Origin of the sequence: uncultured Pedobacter sp. (assembly GCF_913776295.1) — a bacterium.
GTDB lineage: Bacteria > Bacteroidota > Bacteroidia > Sphingobacteriales > Sphingobacteriaceae > Pedobacter.
Genome location: NZ_CAJYOJ010000088.1, coordinates 14,108 through 35,093, shown reverse-complemented (window position 1 = coordinate 35,093; position 20,986 = coordinate 14,108). Strand labels below are relative to the sequence as shown.

Here is a 20,986-nt window from a genome sequence, read left to right as displayed (position 1 = left end):
CTTTACAACAAATTTTAACATTTTTTAATGAACATTATAATTACAGGTGCCAGTAGTGGAATTGGTTTCGAAACCGCTTTAGAGTTCTGCTTAAACAAAGAAAACAAAATTGTTGCTATTGCCCGTTCGGCAGATAAACTGCGTAAACTGCTGGAGATTGCCCGTGGCATTAATCCAGATTGTACGCTTTTACCGGTAGAATTTGACATCGTAAATGATGATTATGCCGCACTGATCCCATTTTTGAAAGAACGTTTAGGTACAATAGATATCCTGATCAACAATGCGGGGGCCTTAATTAACAAACCGTTTTTAGAAACTACGGAAACTGATCTGGGTGAAATGTTACAGAGCAATGTGATTTCTCATTTCAGGATGATCCAGAACCTTTTGCCTTTAATGCAAAGCGGAAGCCACATTGTTAATATTGGCAGCATGGGCGGCTTTCAGGGAAGCGTAAAATTTCCGGGACTTTCTGCCTACTCGGCAAGTAAAGCGGCCTTGCATACACTCACGGAATGCTTGGCTTTTGAATTGGCAGAAACAGGAATTAAAATTAATTGCCTTGCCCTGGGATCAGCACAGACAGAAATGTTGGAAGCAGCTTTCCCGGGGTACCAGAGTCCTGTGATGGCATTTGAAATGGGAAAATATGTTGCCGATTTTGCAAAAACCGGACACAAATTTTTTAATGGAAAGATTTTACCTGTAGCCGTTACCACGCCATAATCTGATATTTTTTAGTAATTTGCGATATCGAAAAACTAAAAAAACCTATGGAAACAAATTCTCCTTTTAAGACGGCCGACAGTGGCAAGAACGCGGCAATAGTAAGCTACTTTTGGTTTATTGGCTGGTTAATTGCCTATTTCGCAATGTATAAAGACAACCAGACTGAACTAAGCAGGTACCATTTAAAACAAACGCTGTTGTTCCACCTGGTATCAACCGTATTGAGCTGGGCATTAAGCTTGCTGCTAATTCCATTAATTTTTTCAACAGGCTTTGGAGGTAGTTATTATATTCTCCGTGTCGTTCAGATCGGACTTTTCGTATTGTGGATAATCGGACTAATTGCCGCCATTCAGGGAGAAAAGAAACCAATTCCCTTAATTGGCGACAAAGCTCAAACCATGTTCCCAAATATTTAATCAAATCTAAATATTTAGTTTAAGTCCGGATTAATGTGTCCGGGCTTTTTTTGTTTTAACTGGTTTTCAACATTTTAATGCACTTTGTATATTTTTCATATCTTTACCGCCAACATATGAAGAAAATAATAGTCCCGATTTTGTTTTTCATTTTGTCTGCAACGGCAGGAAAAGCCCAAACAATCATCCCCGTGCAATACCAGGAACTGGTCAAGAAATTAGTGGCCAATCTTCCAAAAAACACGACGATAACAGAGAAAAATTCTTCCACAAATTCGACTACGCTCATCGATTTTGCCAAAAGCATGTTAGGAATTCCTTATCGTTACGCTACAAGCAACCCAAAAGTTGGTTTCGATTGTTCTGGTTTTGTAAGTTATGTATTCAGTAATTTCGGCTTCAAAGTGCCCCGTTCTTCGAGAGAGTTTAGCTATGCGGGTAAAGAAACCAGTTTAGAAAATGCAAAAGTAGGTGATGTGTTGATTTTTACCGGCACCAATTCAAGAATAAGAAGGATCGGTCATGTAGGGATCGTTTATTCGATTGATGAAAACGGGATCAAATTTATTCATGCCTCTTCAGGGAAAGCACATCAGGTAACGATTACTGATTTAAACGGCCACTATAAGGACCGTTTCATGAAAATTGTCAGTATTCTTTAACTATTTTTTGTACTTCCACATTCTTGTTTTGCCTTCTGCAAGCCATTCGATAGTAGTTTCCAGTCTTTTCAGCCTGGTAGCTTCGGTTTTAGCTTCTTCCAGCCACAAAACATAATCTTTTTTATTGGAAGGACTGAAATTCTGGAATACCGCTAATGCTACGGGATCTTCCTGTAGAGCCTCCATAAAATATTCCGGCACCACAATTTCCTTTTTCTCCGTAGATTTTGGTTTTGAGGGCAACTTTACACCATCCTCATTTAACCGGATAGCCTGTTGAATGTAAGCGATAAGGATTTCATCTGCCGGCAAATCATCAAAAGATTTTATTTTGCCCAACGAACCCATGGATTCAGACCTTTCTTTGAAAATACCAAATTCATCATTTATTAGTGCCCCTTTCCAAAAACCAAAGGCGCAATGATGTTTAAAAGAAGCGATGTGGCAAACTGTTCCTTTATAATCGAAGAAAGGCATCCCCCACTTAATTTTCTCTTCAATCCTGGCGTCTGCCCGATGGATCAGGTTTCTTAAATAATCTAGAATGGGAATCGCGAATTCCGCAGAATTGATGATGTACTGGTCTACCTGAACACTGGCATGCATTGGTCTTAAATTTTGATAAATAAATCTACAGCAAAACGATCTTTAAAGCAAGATCTACATCACCGGTATTCAAAAATTTTCTGGCGAGTTCGTGTAGTTCTCTTTCGCGGTTGGTACTATCGCCAATGGTGGCATCAAGTATTTCCTTAACATCGGGATTTGTGCTGATCAGATCAATTTCTTCATCATTCGGTAGCTGCTCAACATTTCCGAGCATCCCCAGATCATTCCCGGTTAATACTTTAGAATAACGGACTGATTGTGGCAAACGGTCTACTCCAATACCCAGTTTGGCTAAAGGTTTTGCTACTTTGAACAGATTATCGGCAGTAACCCTGCAATACCAATCGCCGCCCAAACGGGCAACGAGATCCATTTTATACTGATCTATCCTGCCATTTTCATCTAAAACCGCTTCATTAATATGGATTACTTTTATTTCAGCCAGTACGAGGTTTCCGGCACCATGGTTATCACCTAAAGCGATCACTTCATTCACTACACACTCAAACTGCACAGGCGCTTCAGCAACTCTTGGTGGTTTTACCAGATCAGATTTCAACATGGTAAATCCGGCTTTTTCAAACTCGTTTACCCCTTTGGCATATTCGGTACTGGCTAAACTCATCTGCTGCACCATATCGTAGTTTACAATATTGATCACGCATTCCTTAACCTGGAGTACATTTTCCAGGCTATGTTTTGTGGTATTATCGCGTACCCTTCTTGAAGGCGAAAAAATACAGATCGGCGGATTGGTGCTGAACATATTAAAGAAACTGAAAGGGCTCAAATTGATATGTCCGTCCGCATCAATAGTTGAGGCGAAGCAGATCGGTCGCGGAGCGATAGCATACTGAAGGTAGTTTTGCAGTTCTACCGGGGTTAAATCGGAAGTATTTAGGGTTAGCAAAGTTTTATTGGGTTTAAATGTTGAAAGGTTAAAATGTTGAAAGGTTGAAATGTTGAAATATTGAAAATGTTCTGGATTCTTAATTAAACTCACTAATAACATGAACGTTGAAAGATTTAAAGAACACAACAAAAGATTATATTCCTTTTTTCAAAATTTTCTTTTTCTTCTCAAAAATCTCTTAAGTAATCGATAAATCTTTTTGTTTTGGCAGAAAATTCAACGCATTTGGCATAAAGAAATTAAAATCATCAATTGAAAGCTTTTTGGCTTCCTCCAGCACAATAAGTTTATTTCTGAATTCGCCGGAAGAGCCTTTGGCATAAACCAAAAAGCGAATAAAATCTGGATTATTATTATATTCAAATCCTTCAGCAACATTATCAGACATTGCTGCTCGCCTGAACTGATCTTTTAAACCAAAGTCAGATTTCATGGGCTCTAAATCTGAAATACGGTAAGCCTCAACTCCTACCTCTTTAGCTAATTGCCAGATTTCTAAATCTTCAAATTTCTCAACTTTTGCCATTATCAAACTGTATAGATAAACTATTAAGATATAATCAAATTTCAATCGACATATTTGGTCCTTACAGATAAAGATTCCTTTAATTGAAATTCAACATACGGCCAAAACATTCAACCTTAAAACTTTCGAACTTTCAACATTTATTGTTGAGACTTCTTCAACGCCAGGATCGAAAAATCCGTATCAGCTTTCGTAATCGTATTGGTTAATGCTCCCAAGCCTGTGATCTCCATCTCCACCACATCGCCAGGCTGCAGCCATTGCACTTTATAATTCGGATCGTTTAGTAAACCGGTACCGTTTAATTCCAGGAAACAACCTGTTCCTACTGTTCCTGAACCAATTACGTCACCAGGCAGAATATCTACCCCATAAGCACAGCGTTCTATAATTTCTGCAAAAGTCCAGTCCATATCAGCGGCGTTTCCTCTTGATACTTCAATGCCGTTTACCCTACAGGTCATTTTAAGGTCGTAAGCGTTGCCCACATGTCCTTCCTTGGGCGCAACCTTATACTGCAACAGTTCATCTGGTGTGACCAGCCATGGACCAATTACGGTAGAAAAATCTTTTCCCTTTGCAGGGCCTAAATTCAATAACATCTCTTCCATCTGCAAAGTGCGGGCGCTCATATCGTTCATTATCATATAACCGGCAATATACTCATCAGCCTCTGCAGCTTTAATATTCCTACCTTTTTTACCGATAACAATGGCTAGTTCCAGTTCGAAATCCAACTTATCAAAATGATCTGGCATGCATTCAATTTCCCCTGTTCCCTGAATAGCGTTGTGATTAGTGAAATAAAAGATCGGATACTCATCAAACTGTGGGATCATATCAACCTTTCTGTTTCTACGTGCCGCAGCAACATGTTGCCTGAAGGCATAACCATCACGGCAACTTGTAGGATGTGGAACAGGTGCCAAAATCTCGTAAAAAATTTCTTCTTTAGCAGTTAAACTCCCATCTTTTATCTGGTCGTCTATCCTTTTTGCTCTTTCCATTAACACTTCGCCACCTTGCAAGAACATACTCATATTATCCGGAAGCAATTTATCGCAACTATTCAGGTTGTAAATATGACCGTCGATAAATATGCCCAGATGCTCCCTGTCTTCGGTTTTATAAGATACTAATTTCATATATGATTTGGTTAAATACGCGGTAAAGCTAAACAATTAGCTCATTCAAAATAAAACTTAAACGTGATTATTTTAATATGGTATACTTTTGAAGATCTGATTTAATCAATGGAAAATCCTTTGCCTGAAGTCTTTTGTAGCGTTTTTTGTTGGAGAGTAATCCACCGATTAATAAACCTCCGGATACGCCTGCCGGCACGCCCGCGGCAATAAATACTACCGATTCTACCAGCTTATCGCTCCTGGCAGCTAATACGAAAAAGGTTAAAGCGCCGGCAACGGCCAGAGGTGCGGCAATTCCTTTTCGGTATATATACAAGGCACTGATGCTGTCCGCACTTAATTTTAGGGTATCCCTCCGGTTTCTGATAATGGTTAATCCATCATCTGCCGCAGCATAAAAGGATCCTCTTACTCCTTTTCCGTTTAGATCTATAACCCTAATGTTGTACCTGCCCTTTTGTTGCGCAAAAGTGCTATAGCCAAAGGCTAAAAAAATTAAACATGTAAAAATAAATTTCATGAAGATGGTTGTAGTAAGCAATTAAAGATAATTAAAATTTTAACTTTTAAATAAAATACTTACCTTGGTATCATTAAAACCATGATCTTAAAAGCATTACATATTACACTAGTCAACGACGCCATAGCGGCCCGTCGCTACAAGATGCTATCCAAGCTGATCATGGCCCAATATTCTCTGTAATTTTCGTTTACCTTTCTTTTTAAATTGAAACGCATTGCCGTTTTAATTGTTCATTCATTAAGATTCTTTCTTTCTAACCATAACACCATTTAATTATGCCTGTTTATCATAAAATGGGGCAGATTCCAGCTAAACGTCACACGGTTTTTCGTAAACCTGATGGGAATCTTTATGCCGAAGAACTGGTATCAACCGAGGGTTTTTCCAGTTTATATTCATTGGTTTATCATTGCCATCCGCCAACCATCGTAAAACACTTGGGTGAACCTTATAGTGTGGAGCCAAAAATAGCCCGGGAAAAGCACCTGAAACACACCAGTCTGATCGGTTTTAACATTAAACCCGAAGATGATTTTCTGGAAAGCAGGAAGGCTGTTCTGGTCAACAGCGATCTGCATATCGTTTTGGCTGCGCCAAAAAAATCAATGACTGATTATTTCTACAAAAATAGTCAGGCTGATGAAATGATTTTCGTACATGAAGGTTCAGGAAAGCTGAAAACAGGATTCGGAGAAATTAAATTTGCTTATGGCGATTATCTGATGATCCCAAGAGGAACCATTTATCAGATGGAATTTGATACGGAACAAAACAGGTTGTTTATTGTAGAAAGTTTTAGTCCTTTAAGGCCTCCAAAAAGATATTTAAATCAATATGGACAGTTGATGGAACATGCGCCTTATTGTGAACGGGACCTGAGACTACCAGAGAACCTGCAAACAAATGATGAATATGGGGATTTTAAAGTGCTGATAAAAAAACAGGGCTTAATTTATCCTTATACCTATGGTACGCACCCTTTTGATTATATAGGCTGGGACGGTTATCATTATCCATATGCTTTCTCTATACACGATTTTGAGCCGATAACAGGCCGCTTACACCAACCACCTCCGGTTCATCAAACTTTCGAGGGACACAATTTTGTGGTTTGCTCTTTTGTTCCCCGCAAATACGACTACCATCCCGACTCGATTCCCGCACCTTACAACCATAGCAATGTAGATAGCGATGAAGTACTTTATTATGTAGATGGTGATTTTATGAGCCGCAAAAGCGTGGTTAAAGGTCAAATTACATTACATCCGGGTGGAATTCCGCATGGGCCACATCCAGGTACCGTAGAGAAATCAATCGGAAAAGAAAAAACAGAGGAGCTGGCGGTAATGATCGATCCTTTTAAGCCTTTAATGCTTACGCAGGATGCCCTCGATATTGAAGACGAAAACTATCATAAAAGCTGGCAAATTAACGTAGAATAAATGAGTCAGAAGTCCGGAGACCGAGGTCCGAAGTCCGAAGTCTGAAGATAAAGTGCATAGAAATAGTCAGAAGTCCGGAAGACCGTAGTCCGAGGTCCGAAGATAAAGTGCATAGAAATAGTCAGAAGTCGGGAAAAGACCGAAGTCCGAAGATAAAGTGCATAGAAATAGTTAGAAGTCGGGAAGACCGAAGTCCGAAGATAAAGTGCATAGAAATAGTCAAAAGTCGGGAAAAGACCGAGGTCCGAAGTTCGAAGTTAAAATGAATATAAATAATCAGGATGAACATAGACCTAGGATCAAATGCAAAGGGAACAGAGTTGAGCAATTATCCAACATTTAAACTTGACGACATTCAACCTTATAACAGTTAACAACAACATATCACATCCGACTTCGTCACCCCCGAGCTCGGATTTAAATAATAACGAACAAATGGAAACACAAACTTTTGCAGAAAAAATATCAAAAGCACCAGATTTTCTGCCTATTAACGGAACAGATTATATTGAATTTTATGTGGGTAATGCCAAACAGGCCGCTCATTATTATAAAACGGCATTTGGTTTTCAAAGCTTAGCTTATGCGGGACCAGAAACCGGCGTGCGCGATCGGGCATCCTATGTACTGCAACAGGGCAAAATCAGGCTCATCTTAACTACAGCGCTAAAATCTGATCATCCAATATCAGAGCATGTTAAAAAACATGGCGATGGAGTAAAGGTATTAGCACTTTGGGTAGATGACGCATTCAGCGCTTTTGAAGAAACTACAAAACGCGGTGCGAAACCGTATATGGAGCCAAAAACCTTAACAGATGAATTTGGCGAAGTTAAAATGAGCGGTATCTACACCTATGGCGAAACTGTCCACATGTTTATAGAGCGTAAAAATTATAACGGAACCTTTATGCCGGGTTACCGTGTGTGGGAAAGCGATTATCAACCTACCGATACCGGTCTGTTATATATTGATCACTGCGTAGGCAATGTAGGTTGGAACCGCATGAATGAAGCTGTACAATGGTATGAAGATGTAATGGGTTTTGTAAATATTCTATCTTTTGACGATAAGCAGATCAATACAGAATATTCTGCTTTGATGAGTAAAGTGATGAGTAATGGCAACGGTTATTCGAAATTCCCGATCAATGAGCCGGCAGAGGGTAAAAAGAAATCGCAGATTGAAGAATACCTGGAATATTATGAAGGAGAAGGCGTTCAGCATATTGCCGTAGCCACAAAAGACATTGTAAAAACAGTTAAAGAATTAAAGTCGCGTGGTGTTGAATTTTTGAGTGCTCCACCAGAAGCGTATTATGATATGATGCCGCAACGCGTAGGCAAAATTGATGAAGAAATAGCCTTATTGGAGAGCCTGGGCATTTTAGTTGATTGTGATGAAGAAGGTTATCTGTTACAGATTTTCACCAAACCAGTTGAAGACCGCCCGACCCTTTTCTTCGAAATTATTCAACGTAAAGGTGCACAAAGCTTTGGCGCAGGTAACTTTAAAGCATTGTTTGAATCATTAGAGCGCGAACAGGAATTAAGGGGCAATTTATAGTGTAATAGTAATTCCGTCATCTCGAGCGGAGTGCAACGTAGTCGAGAGATCTGCTCAGATAGATCTCTCGCCGCCTGTACGGGCAGGCCTGTCCGCACAGGCGGGCATTTCGCTTCGCTTCAGTCAAGATGACGGCTAATTATCACTTACAACACCTCCCCCAAGTGTTTATAATTCGATTTTATCGTATCCAAAACCTCACTCATTTTTCCACCCAGCATCAGTTTTGCCATCGATTCTGTCATGCCTTTTATTTGCTCCCATTCTATTTTTGGTGGCATGGCCAAAGCATTCGGATTGGTCATGATGTTTAATAAAACCGGACCATTTTCATTGAGCGCATAACTGATTGCTGTTTCCACTTCTTCCGGTTTGGTTACCGTCATTCCTTTAAATCCCATGGCCTGAGCGACCAAGGCAAAATCGGGATTGATCATATCCGTCTCATTGTCTGGCAAACCATCAACCTCCATTTCCAGCTTCACCATACCTAAAGCCCTATTGTTAAAAACAATCAGTTTTACAGGCAGGTTATATTGTTTAATGGTTGCCAGATCGCCCAAGAGCATGGATAGGCCACCATCGCCACATAGCGCAACCACTTGTTGTTCTGGATGAGCTAACGCAGCGCCAATGGCCATCGGCATCGCATTCGCCATAGAGCCGTGGTTAAAAGAACCCAACATTTTACGTTTGCCTGTTCCATCGATAAAACGTGCTCCCCAAACGCAGCACATCCCCGTATCAACGGTAAAAATGGCATCATCAGCCGCTAAACGGTTGATCGTTTCGGCTACAAATTCGGGTTGTACTTTATTTTCCTCACCCTGATCTTTAACATAAACCTGCTGCCTTTCCTTAACTTTTTGATAGAATTCTAATTGAGATTTTAAGAAATCGTCATTTTTCTTTTCAGTAAGCAGCGGCATTAATGCTTTTATTGAATCGGCGATATTCCCACATAAGCCCATGGTCAGTTTAGCTCTTCTGCCCAACCGTTCGGGTTTTTCATCAATCTGTACGATTTTGTTCTTAACAGGCATAAAATTTACATAAGGAAAATCGGTTCCCAGTAAAAGCACCAAGTCGGCCTCATGCATGGCATGGTAGCCTGATGGCTGTCCTAAAAGTCCTGTCATCCCTACTTCATAAGGGTTATTGTATTGTATGCCCATTTTCCCTCTAAAAGAAAATCCTACAGGTGCTTTTAATTTAGCTGCCAGTTCTACCACTTCATCATGCGCATCGGCGGCACCGATACCACAATAAATCGTAATTTTCTTTTCCCCATTAATCAGGTCTGATAAATCTTTCAACTCCTGATCAGCAGGACGGATTACCGGCTTATTGTTGAATAATTGCATAGACGTTACGCTTTCTACCGCGTCCAGCTGGGCTACATCGCCAGGCAAACCAAAAACGGCAACACCTTTTTTATGAATGGCATGCTGAACGGCGGTTTGAAACATTCTTGGCGCCTGTTCGGCGGTGGTAGCTACCTGGTTATAGTAACTGCAATCGTCAAATAATTTTATGGTATTCGTTTCCTGAAAATAATCCATCCCGAATTCACCAGTTGGAATGGTGGAGGCAATGGCAATTACCGGCACATGGCTTCGGTGTGCATCGTATAGACCGTTAATCAAGTGTACATGGCCTGGACCACAGCTCCCGGCGCAGCAGGCAATCCCGTCTAGTTCGGCTTCCGCCGCCGCAGCAAAAGCACCCACCTCCTCGTTACGTACGTGGATCCACTTAATCTGGCCATTTCTTCTTACAGCGTCGTTAAAATAATTCAAACTATCTCCGGTAACGGCATAAACTCTTTTTACGCCAACCTCAACCAGCATTTCAACCAGTTGTTCTGCAACATTTTTACTCATGAAAATATTTTTAAATGATGGATTTTATCTAGCTAATAAATAGTAGAAGATGATCTATTGTTTTAAGCCTGAAGCAAAAATCACCAATCTGACCTTGAAAAGACTTTAGCGCGATGTAACATCAGCAAAGCTACCCTAGCTTCATGAAGTTTCTTCACTAAAACTTCATAAATGAAGTGCACCTTTGAAATAACAAAACACGAAGCGATTTCAATTTTGTTAAATTCTAAAAACTCATAATTAGTTTTTTAGTTTTCCGGTTACCCTTATCTGATACCTCATGTATTGCAAAATACATGAGGTTTTTTGTTAAAATTCTAACTCCTAATGCATCTACAATCGCTTTATTACTAGAAAAGCAATAACTTAGGTTTTATAACAATACTAAATTATGCTCACCAAAGTATTAGGAATATTCATTATGTTTTGTTGCGGAGCTATTGAAATGCCCCTTCAGGAAATAAGCAAAGCGGTAGGACGGACTAAAACCGCTGTTTTTCAAATACCTAAATCATCAAAACCAATGTTAAATGACACTACCAACAAGCGAAATACGGTTTATGTAAAAGACATTAAATATATACATGATGTTGATTCGGGAACATTTGCCGAAATCACGATCAAAAGCACACTCAAGGATACAATAACCGATATTTCCTTTCTACTGGATGGGCATGTACCTAAAGGTTGCAATAAGTCTTACGAAATAAAGCAGAAAATTAACCTCAAACCTAATCAATTACTCACCATCTCCCAGCGTTTAGCTAAAGATGATTGCGAGGTTCATATCATTAAAAACATTCGAATCAGATATACTATAAATGTTAATTTTACGCTCGATTAAAAGTCTTTGACTATAAACTTCAGTTCAATAGTGAAAGTTGATTTTGATGTGCCTGCATGATTTTATTCAGCGCTTTCTTTAAGCATTTGGTAAAGATCGGTTGCACCACCATCAAATTTGGTCCCGTTTACATAAAATGAAGGAGTTCCGTTTACACCGCTTCGTACACCACTGTCAAAATCATCTTCTATTTTTCGTTTGATCTCCTCTGATGCACTGTCTCGCTGGAACTGCTCCAAATCTAAACCAATGGTTTCGGCCAGTTCTTCAAACAGCTCTCCATTGAGGCGGTATTGATTTTCATAAAGCGCATCATGCATTTCCCAAAACTTAGCCTGTAAACCCGCGGCTTCTGCAGCAATAGCAGCCGGAAAAGCAAACTCATGTGCATTTGCCAAAGGAAAATGACGAAAAACAAATCTGATCTGATGGCCAAACGTTTCCTCAATTTCTTTCATGATCGGGTAGGCATCGCCGCAATATGGGCACTGGTAATCGCCAAATTCGACAATGGTAATACTTGCAGAATCGGTTCCCTGAATATGATCCAAACTGCTTATTTCAGGTTTTAATGTACTCATCTCTTTATTTCTTGCTTAATTCTTCCAGTGCATCCAAAATACCATCCGCACCAGGGTTAACGGCTACAGGTGATAAATAACTCCATGCAATTTCACCTTCTTTATCAATAACAAAAAGTGCCCTTTTACTTTCGCCAACTTCATCATCATATACACCATAAGCTTTAGATACTGCGCCTTTTGGTTCAAAATCAGCCAGTAGCGGGAAATGTAGTTTTCTATTTTCTTCAAAGGCCAGGTGGCACCAAACGCTATCAACAGAAACACCAAAAATCTGCGCATCATATTTATTAAAATATTTTAGCATTTCGTTATAAAGTGCCATCTGGTCGCTGCATACCGGACTCCAATCCGCAGGATAAAAAGCCAGGATAACATTTTTGCCTTTAAAGTCCTTAAGCTTTATTTTCTGATCTGGGGTAGCATTTAATTCGAAATCTGGTGCAGTATCGCCTTTTTGTAACATATCACGAAGCTTAAAAAAATTTAAATCATGAATAAAACAGTATTAAAACCTTCTTGTTTTGTAACAAAATTTTAACCCAACTTTTGCCTTTTCATTAAGTAAGACTGAAGGATAGGATAAAAACCCTCATTCATATCAGCATCAATCAGGTCGATTTTATATTGAGCACATTTTAATGCGATCTGTTGCCGGTAAGTAGAAACCGCCGTTACATAATTTTCCTTCACCTGGTTGGTATGTACTTTAATGGTTTCTCCGGTTTCCATATCGATAAATTGATATGGGCGATTTTCAAAACTAAAGTCTACCTCTCTTTTTTTATCAACCACATTAAAAACCACCACCTCATGTTTGTTGAATTTCAGGTGTTGCAGTGCATCAAAAAACTGATCGGTTTTATCGGTATCGGTTTGGGTATTAAACAGGTCACTGAAAATAATCACCAAAGAACGTTTGTGAATCAGTTCTGCCACCTGGTGCAGCGCCTCGCTTAAATTGGTCTGTGCCTTCGCCTTCGGTTTCTGCAACAGCTCTTCCAATTGGGTAAATAAATATTTCTGATGGACCGTAGTGGATTTTGCAGGAGAATTGAATAAGATCTCGTCGGTAAACAAGCTCAGTCCGAAAGCATCGCGTTGTTTCTTTAACAAGTACATTAAAGATGCCGCCGCCTGTATAGAGAATACCAATTTATTGTTTTCAGGCTCGGGAAAGTACATGGATGAAGAGACATCAATCACAAACTGGCAACGCAAATTGGTTTCTTCTTCGAAACGTTTGCTGTAAAGTTTATCGGTTTTGGCGTATAATTTCCAATCGATATTTTTAACGTTATCCCCATTATTATACTGACGGTGTTCGGCAAACTCAACCGAAAAGCCGTGAAAAGGGCTTTTATGCAAACCTGTAATAAAGCCTTCTACCACTTGCCGGGCGAGCAATTCTAAATTACCATAGCTTGTTTCGTTCTCGTAGTTTACAGCCTGCATATGGTAAAGCTAATAAAATACTTGTACAAAAATCAGGTTTGGATGGCGAAAATATATTTTATCAATAAGCATAGTTCTGAGGTGCAGGAATATTTTTAAGTGATTTGGAAAGCAATTTCAGTACTTAAAGGCTCATGTAGCCCCGCCCCCGCTTCTGCCGATTGAAAAAACCGGCATCTCGCTACGGTCGGGTTTAGGTGGCCAAGATTGTGCAACTGTCAGTGGTAAATAAACCCAATGGTAGTACTAGTTGCAGCCTTTATGCAGGCACTATAGAGGGACAGCGGGACTGAAAATGCAATAAAAACTGGACAAACATTTCCCAAAACAATTAAAATTATTTGAATATCCAACGCAAAACCTTTTTTATTTTGAATATATAAACTGATATACGCCAATCTATTTTTTATTTAAAATATTCAGAATTGGCTGAAGTTCAGCTTTTATTTCTGCATATGACAGTACTAATGACGTATTCGGCTTTATTATGGCTTTAATCACATTATTGCCAGACAAATAATAACGGTTTTCTATGCTATTCTTAATTTTAAAATCTTTCAAATAAATCGGCTTATCGTAAACCGTCTCTTTTTTATAAAAGAAAAATAAGTTTTTGTTGTTAAAGTAGTAATCAATTTCAGCCTTTCCGGTTTCACCATAAAAAACACAATGTATTTTTTTAAGTGCAGCTTTATTGTAATAGCCTGTCACCACACCACCCTCTGCCGACATGCCGAAAGCATCTTTCATTTTCTTTTTATAAAATTTCAGTTGATTATTGATTAATGTAAAATCTGATTTGATTTTCTTGATTACAGCCACGCTATCTATAGTATCGTTAACTGAATTTTTATAAGCGGGAAAAGTATTATAGCTACTGCAAATAATGGCTATCAATAATATTAAAAATCCTTTTAAGCTACTTTTCATTTTTTTAAATCTGATTAACAAAGCGGATTAAAAATTAATACGCCTAGCAGGGTTAAAATAATTAAAATTCTTATTGCTTCAAATCCTAAACAATCCAAACTTTTAAGATATAGCGTAATTAATCACTACATATATTCAATATCTGTCCATAAAAAACCGACATCTCGCTAAGTCGTGCTCCTGCAACAGTAGGGGTTTAAGTGGGTACCGAAGCGCTACAATCCGTGGTAAATAAACCCGATGGTAGTGGTAGCTGCCGGCCTCGCGCGGGCACTACAAACGGACAGCGGGACTGAAATGCGATGAAAAACAGAACGCACATTTCCTAAAACAATAAAATCAATTTGAGCAACTAACGCAAAGTCCTTATTTTTTCGACATATAACAAAAAAGACCTCACAGGTTTTTGAAACCTGTGAGGTCTGAATAACTAAAATTAAACTTGATTACTTTTTCGCTATTCTGTACAAATGCCCATTATCGGTTACCGAATAAAGCGCTCCATCCTTTCCTTCTGCCATATCTCGGAAGCGTTCGCCTTTACCTTCTAACAAGCGCTCTTCGCCCACAATCTTATCATCTTTTATCACCAATCTAATAATGTGTGAGCCGCCTAAACCGCCTACAAATAAATTACCTTTCCATTCGGCTATGCTGTTGCTGTTATAAAAAGCAATACAACCTGGCGAGATACTTGGATTCCAATAATAAACCGGTTGTTCCATGCCTTCTTTTTGCTGAATGCCATCACCCACTTTTTTTCCGCTGTATTCTGTTCCATAGGTAATAACCGGCCAGCCATAATTTTTTCCCGGTTTGATGATGTTTACCTCATCTCCACCTTTAGGTCCAAATTCTGCTTCCCATAAATCGCCTGTTTGCGGGTTAATGGCTAAGCCGTCTGGATTGCGGAGGCCGTATGCATAAATTTCAGGTCGGGCATCGGCTTTACCTGCAAAAGGACCATTTGCAACCGCTTTTCCCTCCTTGGTAAGATGTAAAATTTTACCTAATGAAGAATTTAGATATTGTGCCTGGATCCTGATGTCGTTGCCGGAACGTTCGCCCGTACTCACAAATAAGTTTCCATTTTTATCAAAAACAATCCTGGAACCGTACTGAAGTTTACCATTGTAAGCTGGTGTAGCCCGATATATTATGGTTTGTTTCTCTATTGAGGTCTCATTTGCGGCCAATTTGCCTTTGGCAATGGCTAACAAAACGCCTTTATCCTGTGGTTCTGAATAAGCCCAATAAATCATCCTGTTTTTGGCGAAGTCGGGATCGATGGTTACGTCCAGTAAACCACCCTGCCCCGAGGGATCTACTTTTGGTAAGCCGGTAATCTTTTTACTCAGTTCGCCATTTGCATTTAAAATAACCATGGTTCCCTGTTTTTGGGTAATTAAGAAACGCCCGTCAGGAAGTACCGATATAGCCCAGGGATTCTCCAATTTCTCATTGATTACCTTAACATACAAAGGAGTTTTGGTTTTTACACCTGCAATGCGAGTCTGCCCGGCAAAAGCTGGCTTATAATCTGCGGATGGCGGGTTGGTTTCAACCGGATTTTGAGCTGATACACAAGCAATATTTGCACAGTTTAGGGTCAGGCCTCCCAATAAAATCCCTAAAGTTTTATTATTAAATAATTGAATCGACATGATGGTTAGTTTTTTGATTAAAGAAACAAAATTATGTTTGCAATAAAAAACCCAAATTCTTGATGTGAACCTGGGTTTTAAATATGTTACAAGCCTTTCAGCTTTGATCTTTTTGCTTTAAGCTTAAATTAAGCCAGTTGCTTGTTTAATTTATCTGCAAGTACCGATTTTGGAACAGCACCAACTTGTTTATCTACCACTTCACCGCCTTTAAAGTATAATAAAGCAGGGATATTACGGATACCAAACTGCATTGAAATTTGAGGGTTGTTATCAACGTTAACTTTCCCAACTACCGCTTTACCATCATATTCTTTAGCGATCTCTTCTACAACTGGACCAACCATGCGACAAGGGCCACACCATTCTGCCCAAAAATCTACTAATACGGGTTTATCTGATTTTAATACAAGCTCCTCGAAGTTTGCATCTGTGATTTCTAATGCCATAATTATTTTTTTTATGTTCAAATATAAGTATTCAATTGTAATGCCACCAATTCTGTAATGCCAATTTGACATTATTTTGAGGTAGAGGGTATAAAGGTGTAGGGTTGAAGGTTTAGGACGTTTAGGCCTTCCGCCTTAAACCTTCCGCCTTCAACCTTAATTCAGCTTGTAATTTACAACATTCATCCCCATTAATTGTTCTAAAAACTTATTGTTAGGATTTATCTTTAAATTTTTGGAAGGCAGATCCAACATAATCTGTTTTTCGGTATCAAACACAGCAAAGTTAAGCTGGCAGTTTTGCTGCTCAGAATTTGCCTTATTGTCTGCTAATATGGCCTCAATTTCTTTCATTAACTGATCGTTAACCCGCTCAATAGGCACTTGGATCGTTAAACTCTTTGCTAATTTATCACGCAGTTCAGACATCAGGTTAATGGCTGTGATCTTAAATTCCCAATCGCCCGCTTTTCCGAAACGTTCGCCTACCCTTCCCCTGATCTGTAAGAAATATCCTTCGGTTAAAAACGATTTAAACTTTAAAAAATCTTCACCAAAAAGGGCCATTTCACAGGCATCATCATAGTCTTCAAAAACAAAGGTGCCGAAAGGTTTACCTGTCTTGGTAATCCGTTGTGATGCTGTTACCACCAGGCCGCCCACACAAAGCTCACGGTTTTTCAATTTTTCGAATTCGGCCAAAACCTCTTCGTTGCTATCCCCCATACGCACCTTGTTGATGATGCTGAGCTGCCGGACACTGTTGGTACAGAATTTATCAAGTTCGAGTTTATAGTTATCCAGCGGGTGACCGGAAAGGAAAATCCCGATGGCGTCTTTCTCATATTTCAAACGGTCCATCAAAGCCCATTCTGGTGCAACAGGCAAACTTGGTTCTAAAATCAGATCGGCCTTTGAACCTCCAAACAGCGAAGCCTGCGAAGTGCTTTCATTGTTTTGAAAATCATTGGCATATTTAATAATCTTTTCAATGCCGTTCATCTTATCATTAGGGCCGATATAAAAGTACTGCGCCCTATGTCCGCCAAATGCATCAAAAGCACCGCTATATACAAAACTCTCGTAAGCTTTTTTATTTACGATACGCGTATTGGAGCGCTTGGCAAAATCGTACACGCTGGCATAAGGTCCGTTGGATGTACGTTCTTCGATAATACTCTCTACCGCCTTCTCACCCACTCCTTTTACTGCCGACATCCCGAAACGAACTTCTCCTTTGGCATTAACCGAGAATTTGAGATCAGATTCGTTTACATCCGGACCTAATACGGTCACACTCATCTGGCGACACTCTTCCATAAAGAAAGCCACCTGCTTAATATCGCTCATGTTATTGGACAGCACCGCAGCCATATATTCAGCCGGATAATGTGCCTTTAAATAAGCGGTTTGATAAGCAATCCATGCATAACAGGTGGAGTGCGATTTGTTGAAAGCGTAAGATGCAAATGCTTCCCAATCCTTCCAGATTTTTTCTAAAACGGTAGCATCATGGCCTTTTTCCGAAGCTTGTTTTACAAACTTTGGTTTCATTTTATCCAAAACGTCTTTCTGTTTCTTACCCATGGCCTTACGCAGAACGTCGGCCTCACCTTTAGTAAAACCAGCCAGCTTTTGCGATAAAAGCATTACCTGCTCCTGGTAAACGGTAATTCCGTAAGTTTCCTTTAAATATTCCTCACAGGCATCCAGATCGTACTTAATTTCTTCCTCACCATTTTTACGGCGAACGAAACTCGGAATATACTCCATTGGTCCGGGGCGATACAGCGCGTTCATGGCGATTAGATCGTCAAAAACCGTTGGTTTAAGCTCTTTCATGTATTTCTGCATACCCGGACTCTCGTACTGGAAAATACCAATGGTTTCACCGCGTTGAAAAAGCTCATAGGTCATCACATCATCAATCGGGAAATGATCGGGATTGAGGTCGATGCCATGCCTTTTCTTAACCAGTTTTACCGTATCCTTAATCAGGGTTAAGGTTTTCAACCCCAAAAAGTCCATCTTTAATAAACCGGCGCTTTCTACAACGGAGTTATCAAACTGGGTAACATATAAATCAGAATCTTTGGCTACCGATACGGGAACGAAATTGGTAATATCGCTAGGGGTAATAATAACACCGCAGGCATGGATCCCCGTATTCCGCAAAGATCCTTCTAATACCTGTGCCTGCTGAATGGTTTCTGCACTTAAATCTTTCTGACTGCCCAGGTTTTTCAGTTCTACAACCTTCTCATATTCATCAGGACGTAAAGCATCTTTTAAGCTTTTCTCGTCGAGGTTAAATATTTTAGCCAGCTTCATATTCGGGATCAGCTTGGCAATTTTATCGGCCTCAAACAGGGGCAAATCCAATACACGTGCTGTATCGCGGATAGATGATTTGGCGGCCATAGTACCATAGGTAATAATCTGAGCAACCTGGTTGGCACCATACTTATTAATCACGTAATCCATTACACGGCCACGCCCCTCATCGTCAAAGTCGATATCGATATCGGGCATGGATACACGGTCGGGATTTAGGAAACGCTCAAAAAGGAGATCATATTTAATCGGGTCGATATTGGTAATCCCCAGGCAATATGCTACTGCAGAACCCGCAGCAGATCCCCTGCCGGGGCCAACTGATACATCGAGGTTACGCGCCTCGGCAATAAAATCCTGAACAATCAGAAAATAACCCGGATAACCGGTTTTTTCTATCGTAGCCAGCTCAAAATCCAAACGCTCGATTACGTCATCGGTTAATGTTCCATAACGACGTTTTGCACCTTCGTAGGTTAAATGCCTTAAAAATTTGTTTTCACCACGTTTACCACCATCAATTTCATCTTCGGCTACCAAAAATTCTTCAGGAATATCAAATTTAGGTAACAGTACTTCACGGGCCAGTTTATAGGTCTCAATTTTGTTCAGGATATCCTGGATATTTAAAATCGCTTCGGGCAGATCAGCAAAAAGTGCCTTCATTTCATCAGCCGATTTGAAATAGTATTCCTGGTTAGGTAAACCATAACGATAACCACGACCGCGGCCTATCGGTGTAGCCTGCTTTTCGCCATCTTTAACACAGAGTAAAATATCGTGTGCGTTGGCATCTTTTTTACTTACATAATAGGTATTGTTGGTGGCTACCAGTTTAACGGCATGTTTACGGGCAAAAGCAATCAATGTTTCGTTTGCACGGTCTTCATCTTCCTGATTGTGGCGCATCACTTCAAGATAGAAATCGTCGCCGAACATTTCCTTCCACCAGATCAGCGCTTCTTCTGCCTGGCTTTCGCCCATGTTTAAGATCTTGCTCGAGATCTCCCCACCCAGATTACCCGATAAAACAATAATATCTTCCTTGTATTGCGCTATTACCTCCCGATCAATACGCGGCACATAATAAAACCCCTTAGTGTAGGCAATCGACGACATTTTGGCGAGGTTATGATAGCCATTTTTATTTTTCGCCAGCAATACCATCTGATAACCATTGTCTTTTGCGGTACGGTCTAAATGGTTTGCACACACGAAAAACTCCACCCCAACGATGGGTGTCATCACCACCTCAGTAGGGCGTTCGCCAGCTTCTATGGCTGCGGCGTTTTTGGCTTCGGCTGCTTTATTATGATTAAGTACGTTGTTTACAAAATGAAAAGCCCCCATCATGTTCGCATGATCGGTCATGGCTACGGCAGGCATTTTCTGTGCAGCAGCGGCCTTAACCAGGTCAGGAATGCTGATGGTACTCTGTAATACCGAAAATTGCGTATGGTTATGCAAATGCACAAAGGTTGCGGCCGCAAGTTCCTGTTTGTTATCGGCTAATGTTTGTTTAGAAATTCCGCTGCCTTCTGTTTTTTGCTGGCGTTTGCGGATTTCATCAGATGCAGCCTTTAAATTAATATGTTTTAATCCTACCCCCTGAATTAAGCCGGGGTTTACTTCCCTAAAGCGAGGGAAATATTCGACATCAACAAGCAGTTCTTCTTTTTTGAAAACCTCTCTCTTTACCAGTTCAAGGAAACAACGCGTGGTTGCCTCAACATCGGCAGTAGCATTATGGGCTTCATTAAAGGGTTCGCCAAATAAATAAGAATGTAATTCGGTTAAGGTTGGCAATTTAAATTTACCACCTCTACCTCCGGGCAATTGCAAAAGCTGTGCGGTAACTTCGGTACAGGTATCCAAAACAGGCATTTCTGCCAGGCGGTTAGCTACACCAAAACGGTGAAACTCACAACCCATAATATTCACATCGAAGCCCACATTTTGCCCGACAATAAATTTGGCTTTATTTAAAACCTCATTAAACCTGGCCAGCATTTCATCAAAACCGATACCTTGTTCAGTTGCCAGTTCCGTAGAAATTCCATGAATCCGTTCGGCATCATAAGGGATGTTAAAGCCTTCTGGTTTTACCAGATAATCCTGATGTTCAACCAATCTCCCCATCTCATCATGTAGCTGCCAGGCAATCTGTATACAGCGCGGCCAGTTATCCGTATCGGTAACGGGTGCATTGTAATTGCGGGGCAAACCCGTGGTTTCAGTATCAAAAATTAAGTACATATTGTGCGGCAAAGAATTAACCGTTGTAGAATAATAACGGTTTTTCAAAA

Annotated in this window: 19 protein-coding genes; 6 read left to right on the top strand and 13 right to left on the bottom strand. The window is 40.0% G+C overall.

Features of this window, described 5'->3' with window-relative positions:
• Positions 1 to 27: 27 nt before the first annotated feature.
• The 3 genes from QZ738_RS20985 to QZ738_RS20975 all read left to right on the top strand — a co-directional run bounded on the left by QZ738_RS20985 (position 28) and on the right by QZ738_RS20975 (position 1,813).
• The gene (locus QZ738_RS20985; RefSeq protein ID WP_293790441.1) at positions 28 to 729 is read left to right on the top strand and encodes an SDR family oxidoreductase; all 702 of its coding nucleotides are present in this window, start codon (positions 28 to 30) and stop codon (positions 727 to 729) included.
• A gap of 47 nt (positions 730 to 776) precedes the next feature.
• Positions 777 to 1,151 carry a DUF4870 domain-containing protein gene (locus tag QZ738_RS20980; protein ID WP_293790438.1) on the top strand — a complete coding sequence of 125 codons (375 nt, stop codon included), beginning with the start codon at positions 777 to 779 and terminating at the stop codon, positions 1,149 to 1,151.
• Positions 1,152 to 1,267: 116 nt separating this feature from the next.
• Positions 1,268 to 1,813, top strand: coding sequence for a C40 family peptidase (locus tag QZ738_RS20975; protein WP_293790436.1), 546 nt, complete (start codon positions 1,268 to 1,270; stop codon positions 1,811 to 1,813).
• Here QZ738_RS20975 and QZ738_RS20970 read toward each other — a convergent pair whose 3' ends face one another.
• The 5 genes from QZ738_RS20970 to QZ738_RS20950 form a co-directional block, all read right to left on the bottom strand.
• Positions 1,814 to 2,419 (bottom strand): YdeI family protein, encoded by a 606-nt coding sequence (locus tag QZ738_RS20970; RefSeq protein ID WP_293790434.1) that lies wholly within the window; start codon positions 2,417 to 2,419, stop codon positions 1,814 to 1,816.
• A 25-nt stretch (positions 2,420 to 2,444) separates the two neighbouring features.
• The gene (locus QZ738_RS20965) at positions 2,445 to 3,332 is read right to left on the bottom strand and encodes a flavin reductase family protein (RefSeq protein ID WP_293790590.1); all 888 of its coding nucleotides are present in this window, start codon (positions 3,330 to 3,332) and stop codon (positions 2,445 to 2,447) included.
• 181 nt (positions 3,333 to 3,513) lie between these two features.
• Complete coding sequence (locus tag QZ738_RS20960) at positions 3,514 to 3,861, bottom strand: four helix bundle protein (protein ID WP_293790588.1); 348 nt, start codon at positions 3,859 to 3,861, stop codon at positions 3,514 to 3,516.
• 140 nt (positions 3,862 to 4,001) lie between these two features.
• Positions 4,002 to 5,006, bottom strand: coding sequence for a fumarylacetoacetate hydrolase family protein (locus QZ738_RS20955; protein ID WP_293790431.1), 1,005 nt, complete (start codon positions 5,004 to 5,006; stop codon positions 4,002 to 4,004).
• Positions 5,007 to 5,073: 67 nt separating this feature from the next.
• Positions 5,074 to 5,529: a hypothetical protein gene (locus tag QZ738_RS20950; RefSeq protein WP_293790428.1), complete on the bottom strand. Its 456-nt coding sequence runs from the start codon at positions 5,527 to 5,529 to the stop codon at positions 5,074 to 5,076.
• A gap of 278 nt (positions 5,530 to 5,807) precedes the next feature.
• Here QZ738_RS20950 and QZ738_RS20945 point away from each other — a divergent pair, with 278 nt between their 5' ends.
• Complete coding sequence (locus QZ738_RS20945) at positions 5,808 to 6,974, top strand: homogentisate 1,2-dioxygenase (RefSeq protein WP_293790425.1); 1,167 nt, start codon at positions 5,808 to 5,810, stop codon at positions 6,972 to 6,974.
• A gap of 435 nt (positions 6,975 to 7,409) precedes the next feature.
• The gene (gene hppD / locus QZ738_RS20940; RefSeq protein WP_293790423.1) at positions 7,410 to 8,540 is read left to right on the top strand and encodes a 4-hydroxyphenylpyruvate dioxygenase; all 1,131 of its coding nucleotides are present in this window, start codon (positions 7,410 to 7,412) and stop codon (positions 8,538 to 8,540) included.
• Positions 8,541 to 8,686: 146 nt separating this feature from the next.
• Here hppD and QZ738_RS20935 read toward each other — a convergent pair whose 3' ends face one another.
• The gene (locus QZ738_RS20935) at positions 8,687 to 10,423 is read right to left on the bottom strand and encodes a thiamine pyrophosphate-dependent enzyme (protein ID WP_293790420.1); all 1,737 of its coding nucleotides are present in this window, start codon (positions 10,421 to 10,423) and stop codon (positions 8,687 to 8,689) included.
• A gap of 391 nt (positions 10,424 to 10,814) precedes the next feature.
• Between QZ738_RS20935 and QZ738_RS20930 the strand changes: the two genes are divergently transcribed.
• Positions 10,815 to 11,267, top strand: coding sequence for a hypothetical protein (locus tag QZ738_RS20930; RefSeq protein ID WP_293790417.1), 453 nt, complete (start codon positions 10,815 to 10,817; stop codon positions 11,265 to 11,267).
• Between the two features lie 62 nt (positions 11,268 to 11,329).
• Here QZ738_RS20930 and QZ738_RS20925 read toward each other — a convergent pair whose 3' ends face one another.
• From QZ738_RS20925 to dnaE, 7 genes are all read right to left on the bottom strand, one after another.
• A complete protein-coding gene (locus QZ738_RS20925) occupies positions 11,330 to 11,848 on the bottom strand; it encodes a thioredoxin domain-containing protein (RefSeq protein WP_293790414.1) in 519 nt (172 codons plus the stop codon).
• 4 nt (positions 11,849 to 11,852) lie between these two features.
• Positions 11,853 to 12,314 carry a redoxin domain-containing protein gene (locus QZ738_RS20920; RefSeq protein ID WP_293790412.1) on the bottom strand — a complete coding sequence of 154 codons (462 nt, stop codon included), beginning with the start codon at positions 12,312 to 12,314 and terminating at the stop codon, positions 11,853 to 11,855.
• A 71-nt stretch (positions 12,315 to 12,385) separates the two neighbouring features.
• Positions 12,386 to 13,303 carry a DUF58 domain-containing protein gene (locus QZ738_RS20915; RefSeq protein ID WP_293790410.1) on the bottom strand — a complete coding sequence of 306 codons (918 nt, stop codon included), beginning with the start codon at positions 13,301 to 13,303 and terminating at the stop codon, positions 12,386 to 12,388.
• Positions 13,304 to 13,702: 399 nt separating this feature from the next.
• Positions 13,703 to 14,233, bottom strand: coding sequence for a hypothetical protein (locus tag QZ738_RS20910; RefSeq protein WP_293790407.1), 531 nt, complete (start codon positions 14,231 to 14,233; stop codon positions 13,703 to 13,705).
• A 446-nt stretch (positions 14,234 to 14,679) separates the two neighbouring features.
• Positions 14,680 to 15,897 (bottom strand): PQQ-dependent sugar dehydrogenase, encoded by a 1,218-nt coding sequence (locus tag QZ738_RS20905; protein WP_293790404.1) that lies wholly within the window; start codon positions 15,895 to 15,897, stop codon positions 14,680 to 14,682.
• Between the two features lie 128 nt (positions 15,898 to 16,025).
• A complete protein-coding gene (gene trxA / locus QZ738_RS20900) occupies positions 16,026 to 16,346 on the bottom strand; it encodes a thioredoxin (protein ID WP_293790585.1) in 321 nt (106 codons plus the stop codon).
• 156 nt (positions 16,347 to 16,502) lie between these two features.
• The gene (gene dnaE / locus QZ738_RS20895; RefSeq protein WP_293790582.1) at positions 16,503 to 20,936 is read right to left on the bottom strand and encodes a DNA polymerase III subunit alpha; all 4,434 of its coding nucleotides are present in this window, start codon (positions 20,934 to 20,936) and stop codon (positions 16,503 to 16,505) included.
• Positions 20,937 to 20,986: the final 50 nt, after the last annotated feature.

Bases quoted from the DNA above. Each gene is read 5' to 3' on its own strand.
- QZ738_RS20925 (WP_293790414.1), bottom strand. From the start codon at position 11,848: ATGAGTACATTAAAACCTGAAATAAGCAGTTTGGATCATATTCAGGGA.
- QZ738_RS20960 (WP_293790588.1), bottom strand. From the start codon at position 3,861: ATGGCAAAAGTTGAGAAATTTGAAGATTTAGAAATCTGGCAATTAGCT.
- QZ738_RS20920 (WP_293790412.1), bottom strand. From the start codon at position 12,314: ATGTTACAAAAAGGCGATACTGCACCAGATTTCGAATTAAATGCTACC.
- QZ738_RS20930 (WP_293790417.1), top strand. From the start codon at position 10,815: ATGCTCACCAAAGTATTAGGAATATTCATTATGTTTTGTTGCGGAGCT.
- QZ738_RS20910 (WP_293790407.1), bottom strand. From the start codon at position 14,233: ATGAAAAGTAGCTTAAAAGGATTTTTAATATTATTGATAGCCATTATT.
- hppD (WP_293790423.1), top strand. From the start codon at position 7,410: ATGGAAACACAAACTTTTGCAGAAAAAATATCAAAAGCACCAGATTTT.
- QZ738_RS20980 (WP_293790438.1), top strand. From the start codon at position 777: ATGGAAACAAATTCTCCTTTTAAGACGGCCGACAGTGGCAAGAACGCG.
- QZ738_RS20905 (WP_293790404.1), bottom strand. From the start codon at position 15,897: ATGTCGATTCAATTATTTAATAATAAAACTTTAGGGATTTTATTGGGA.
- QZ738_RS20945 (WP_293790425.1), top strand. From the start codon at position 5,808: ATGCCTGTTTATCATAAAATGGGGCAGATTCCAGCTAAACGTCACACG.
- QZ738_RS20955 (WP_293790431.1), bottom strand. From the start codon at position 5,006: ATGAAATTAGTATCTTATAAAACCGAAGACAGGGAGCATCTGGGCATA.
- QZ738_RS20970 (WP_293790434.1), bottom strand. From the start codon at position 2,419: ATGCATGCCAGTGTTCAGGTAGACCAGTACATCATCAATTCTGCGGAA.
- dnaE (WP_293790582.1), bottom strand. From the start codon at position 20,936: ATGTACTTAATTTTTGATACTGAAACCACGGGTTTGCCCCGCAATTAC.
- QZ738_RS20915 (WP_293790410.1), bottom strand. From the start codon at position 13,303: ATGCAGGCTGTAAACTACGAGAACGAAACAAGCTATGGTAATTTAGAA.
- QZ738_RS20935 (WP_293790420.1), bottom strand. From the start codon at position 10,423: ATGAGTAAAAATGTTGCAGAACAACTGGTTGAAATGCTGGTTGAGGTT.
- QZ738_RS20950 (WP_293790428.1), bottom strand. From the start codon at position 5,529: ATGAAATTTATTTTTACATGTTTAATTTTTTTAGCCTTTGGCTATAGC.
- trxA (WP_293790585.1), bottom strand. From the start codon at position 16,346: ATGGCATTAGAAATCACAGATGCAAACTTCGAGGAGCTTGTATTAAAA.
- QZ738_RS20975 (WP_293790436.1), top strand. From the start codon at position 1,268: ATGAAGAAAATAATAGTCCCGATTTTGTTTTTCATTTTGTCTGCAACG.
- QZ738_RS20985 (WP_293790441.1), top strand. From the start codon at position 28: ATGAACATTATAATTACAGGTGCCAGTAGTGGAATTGGTTTCGAAACC.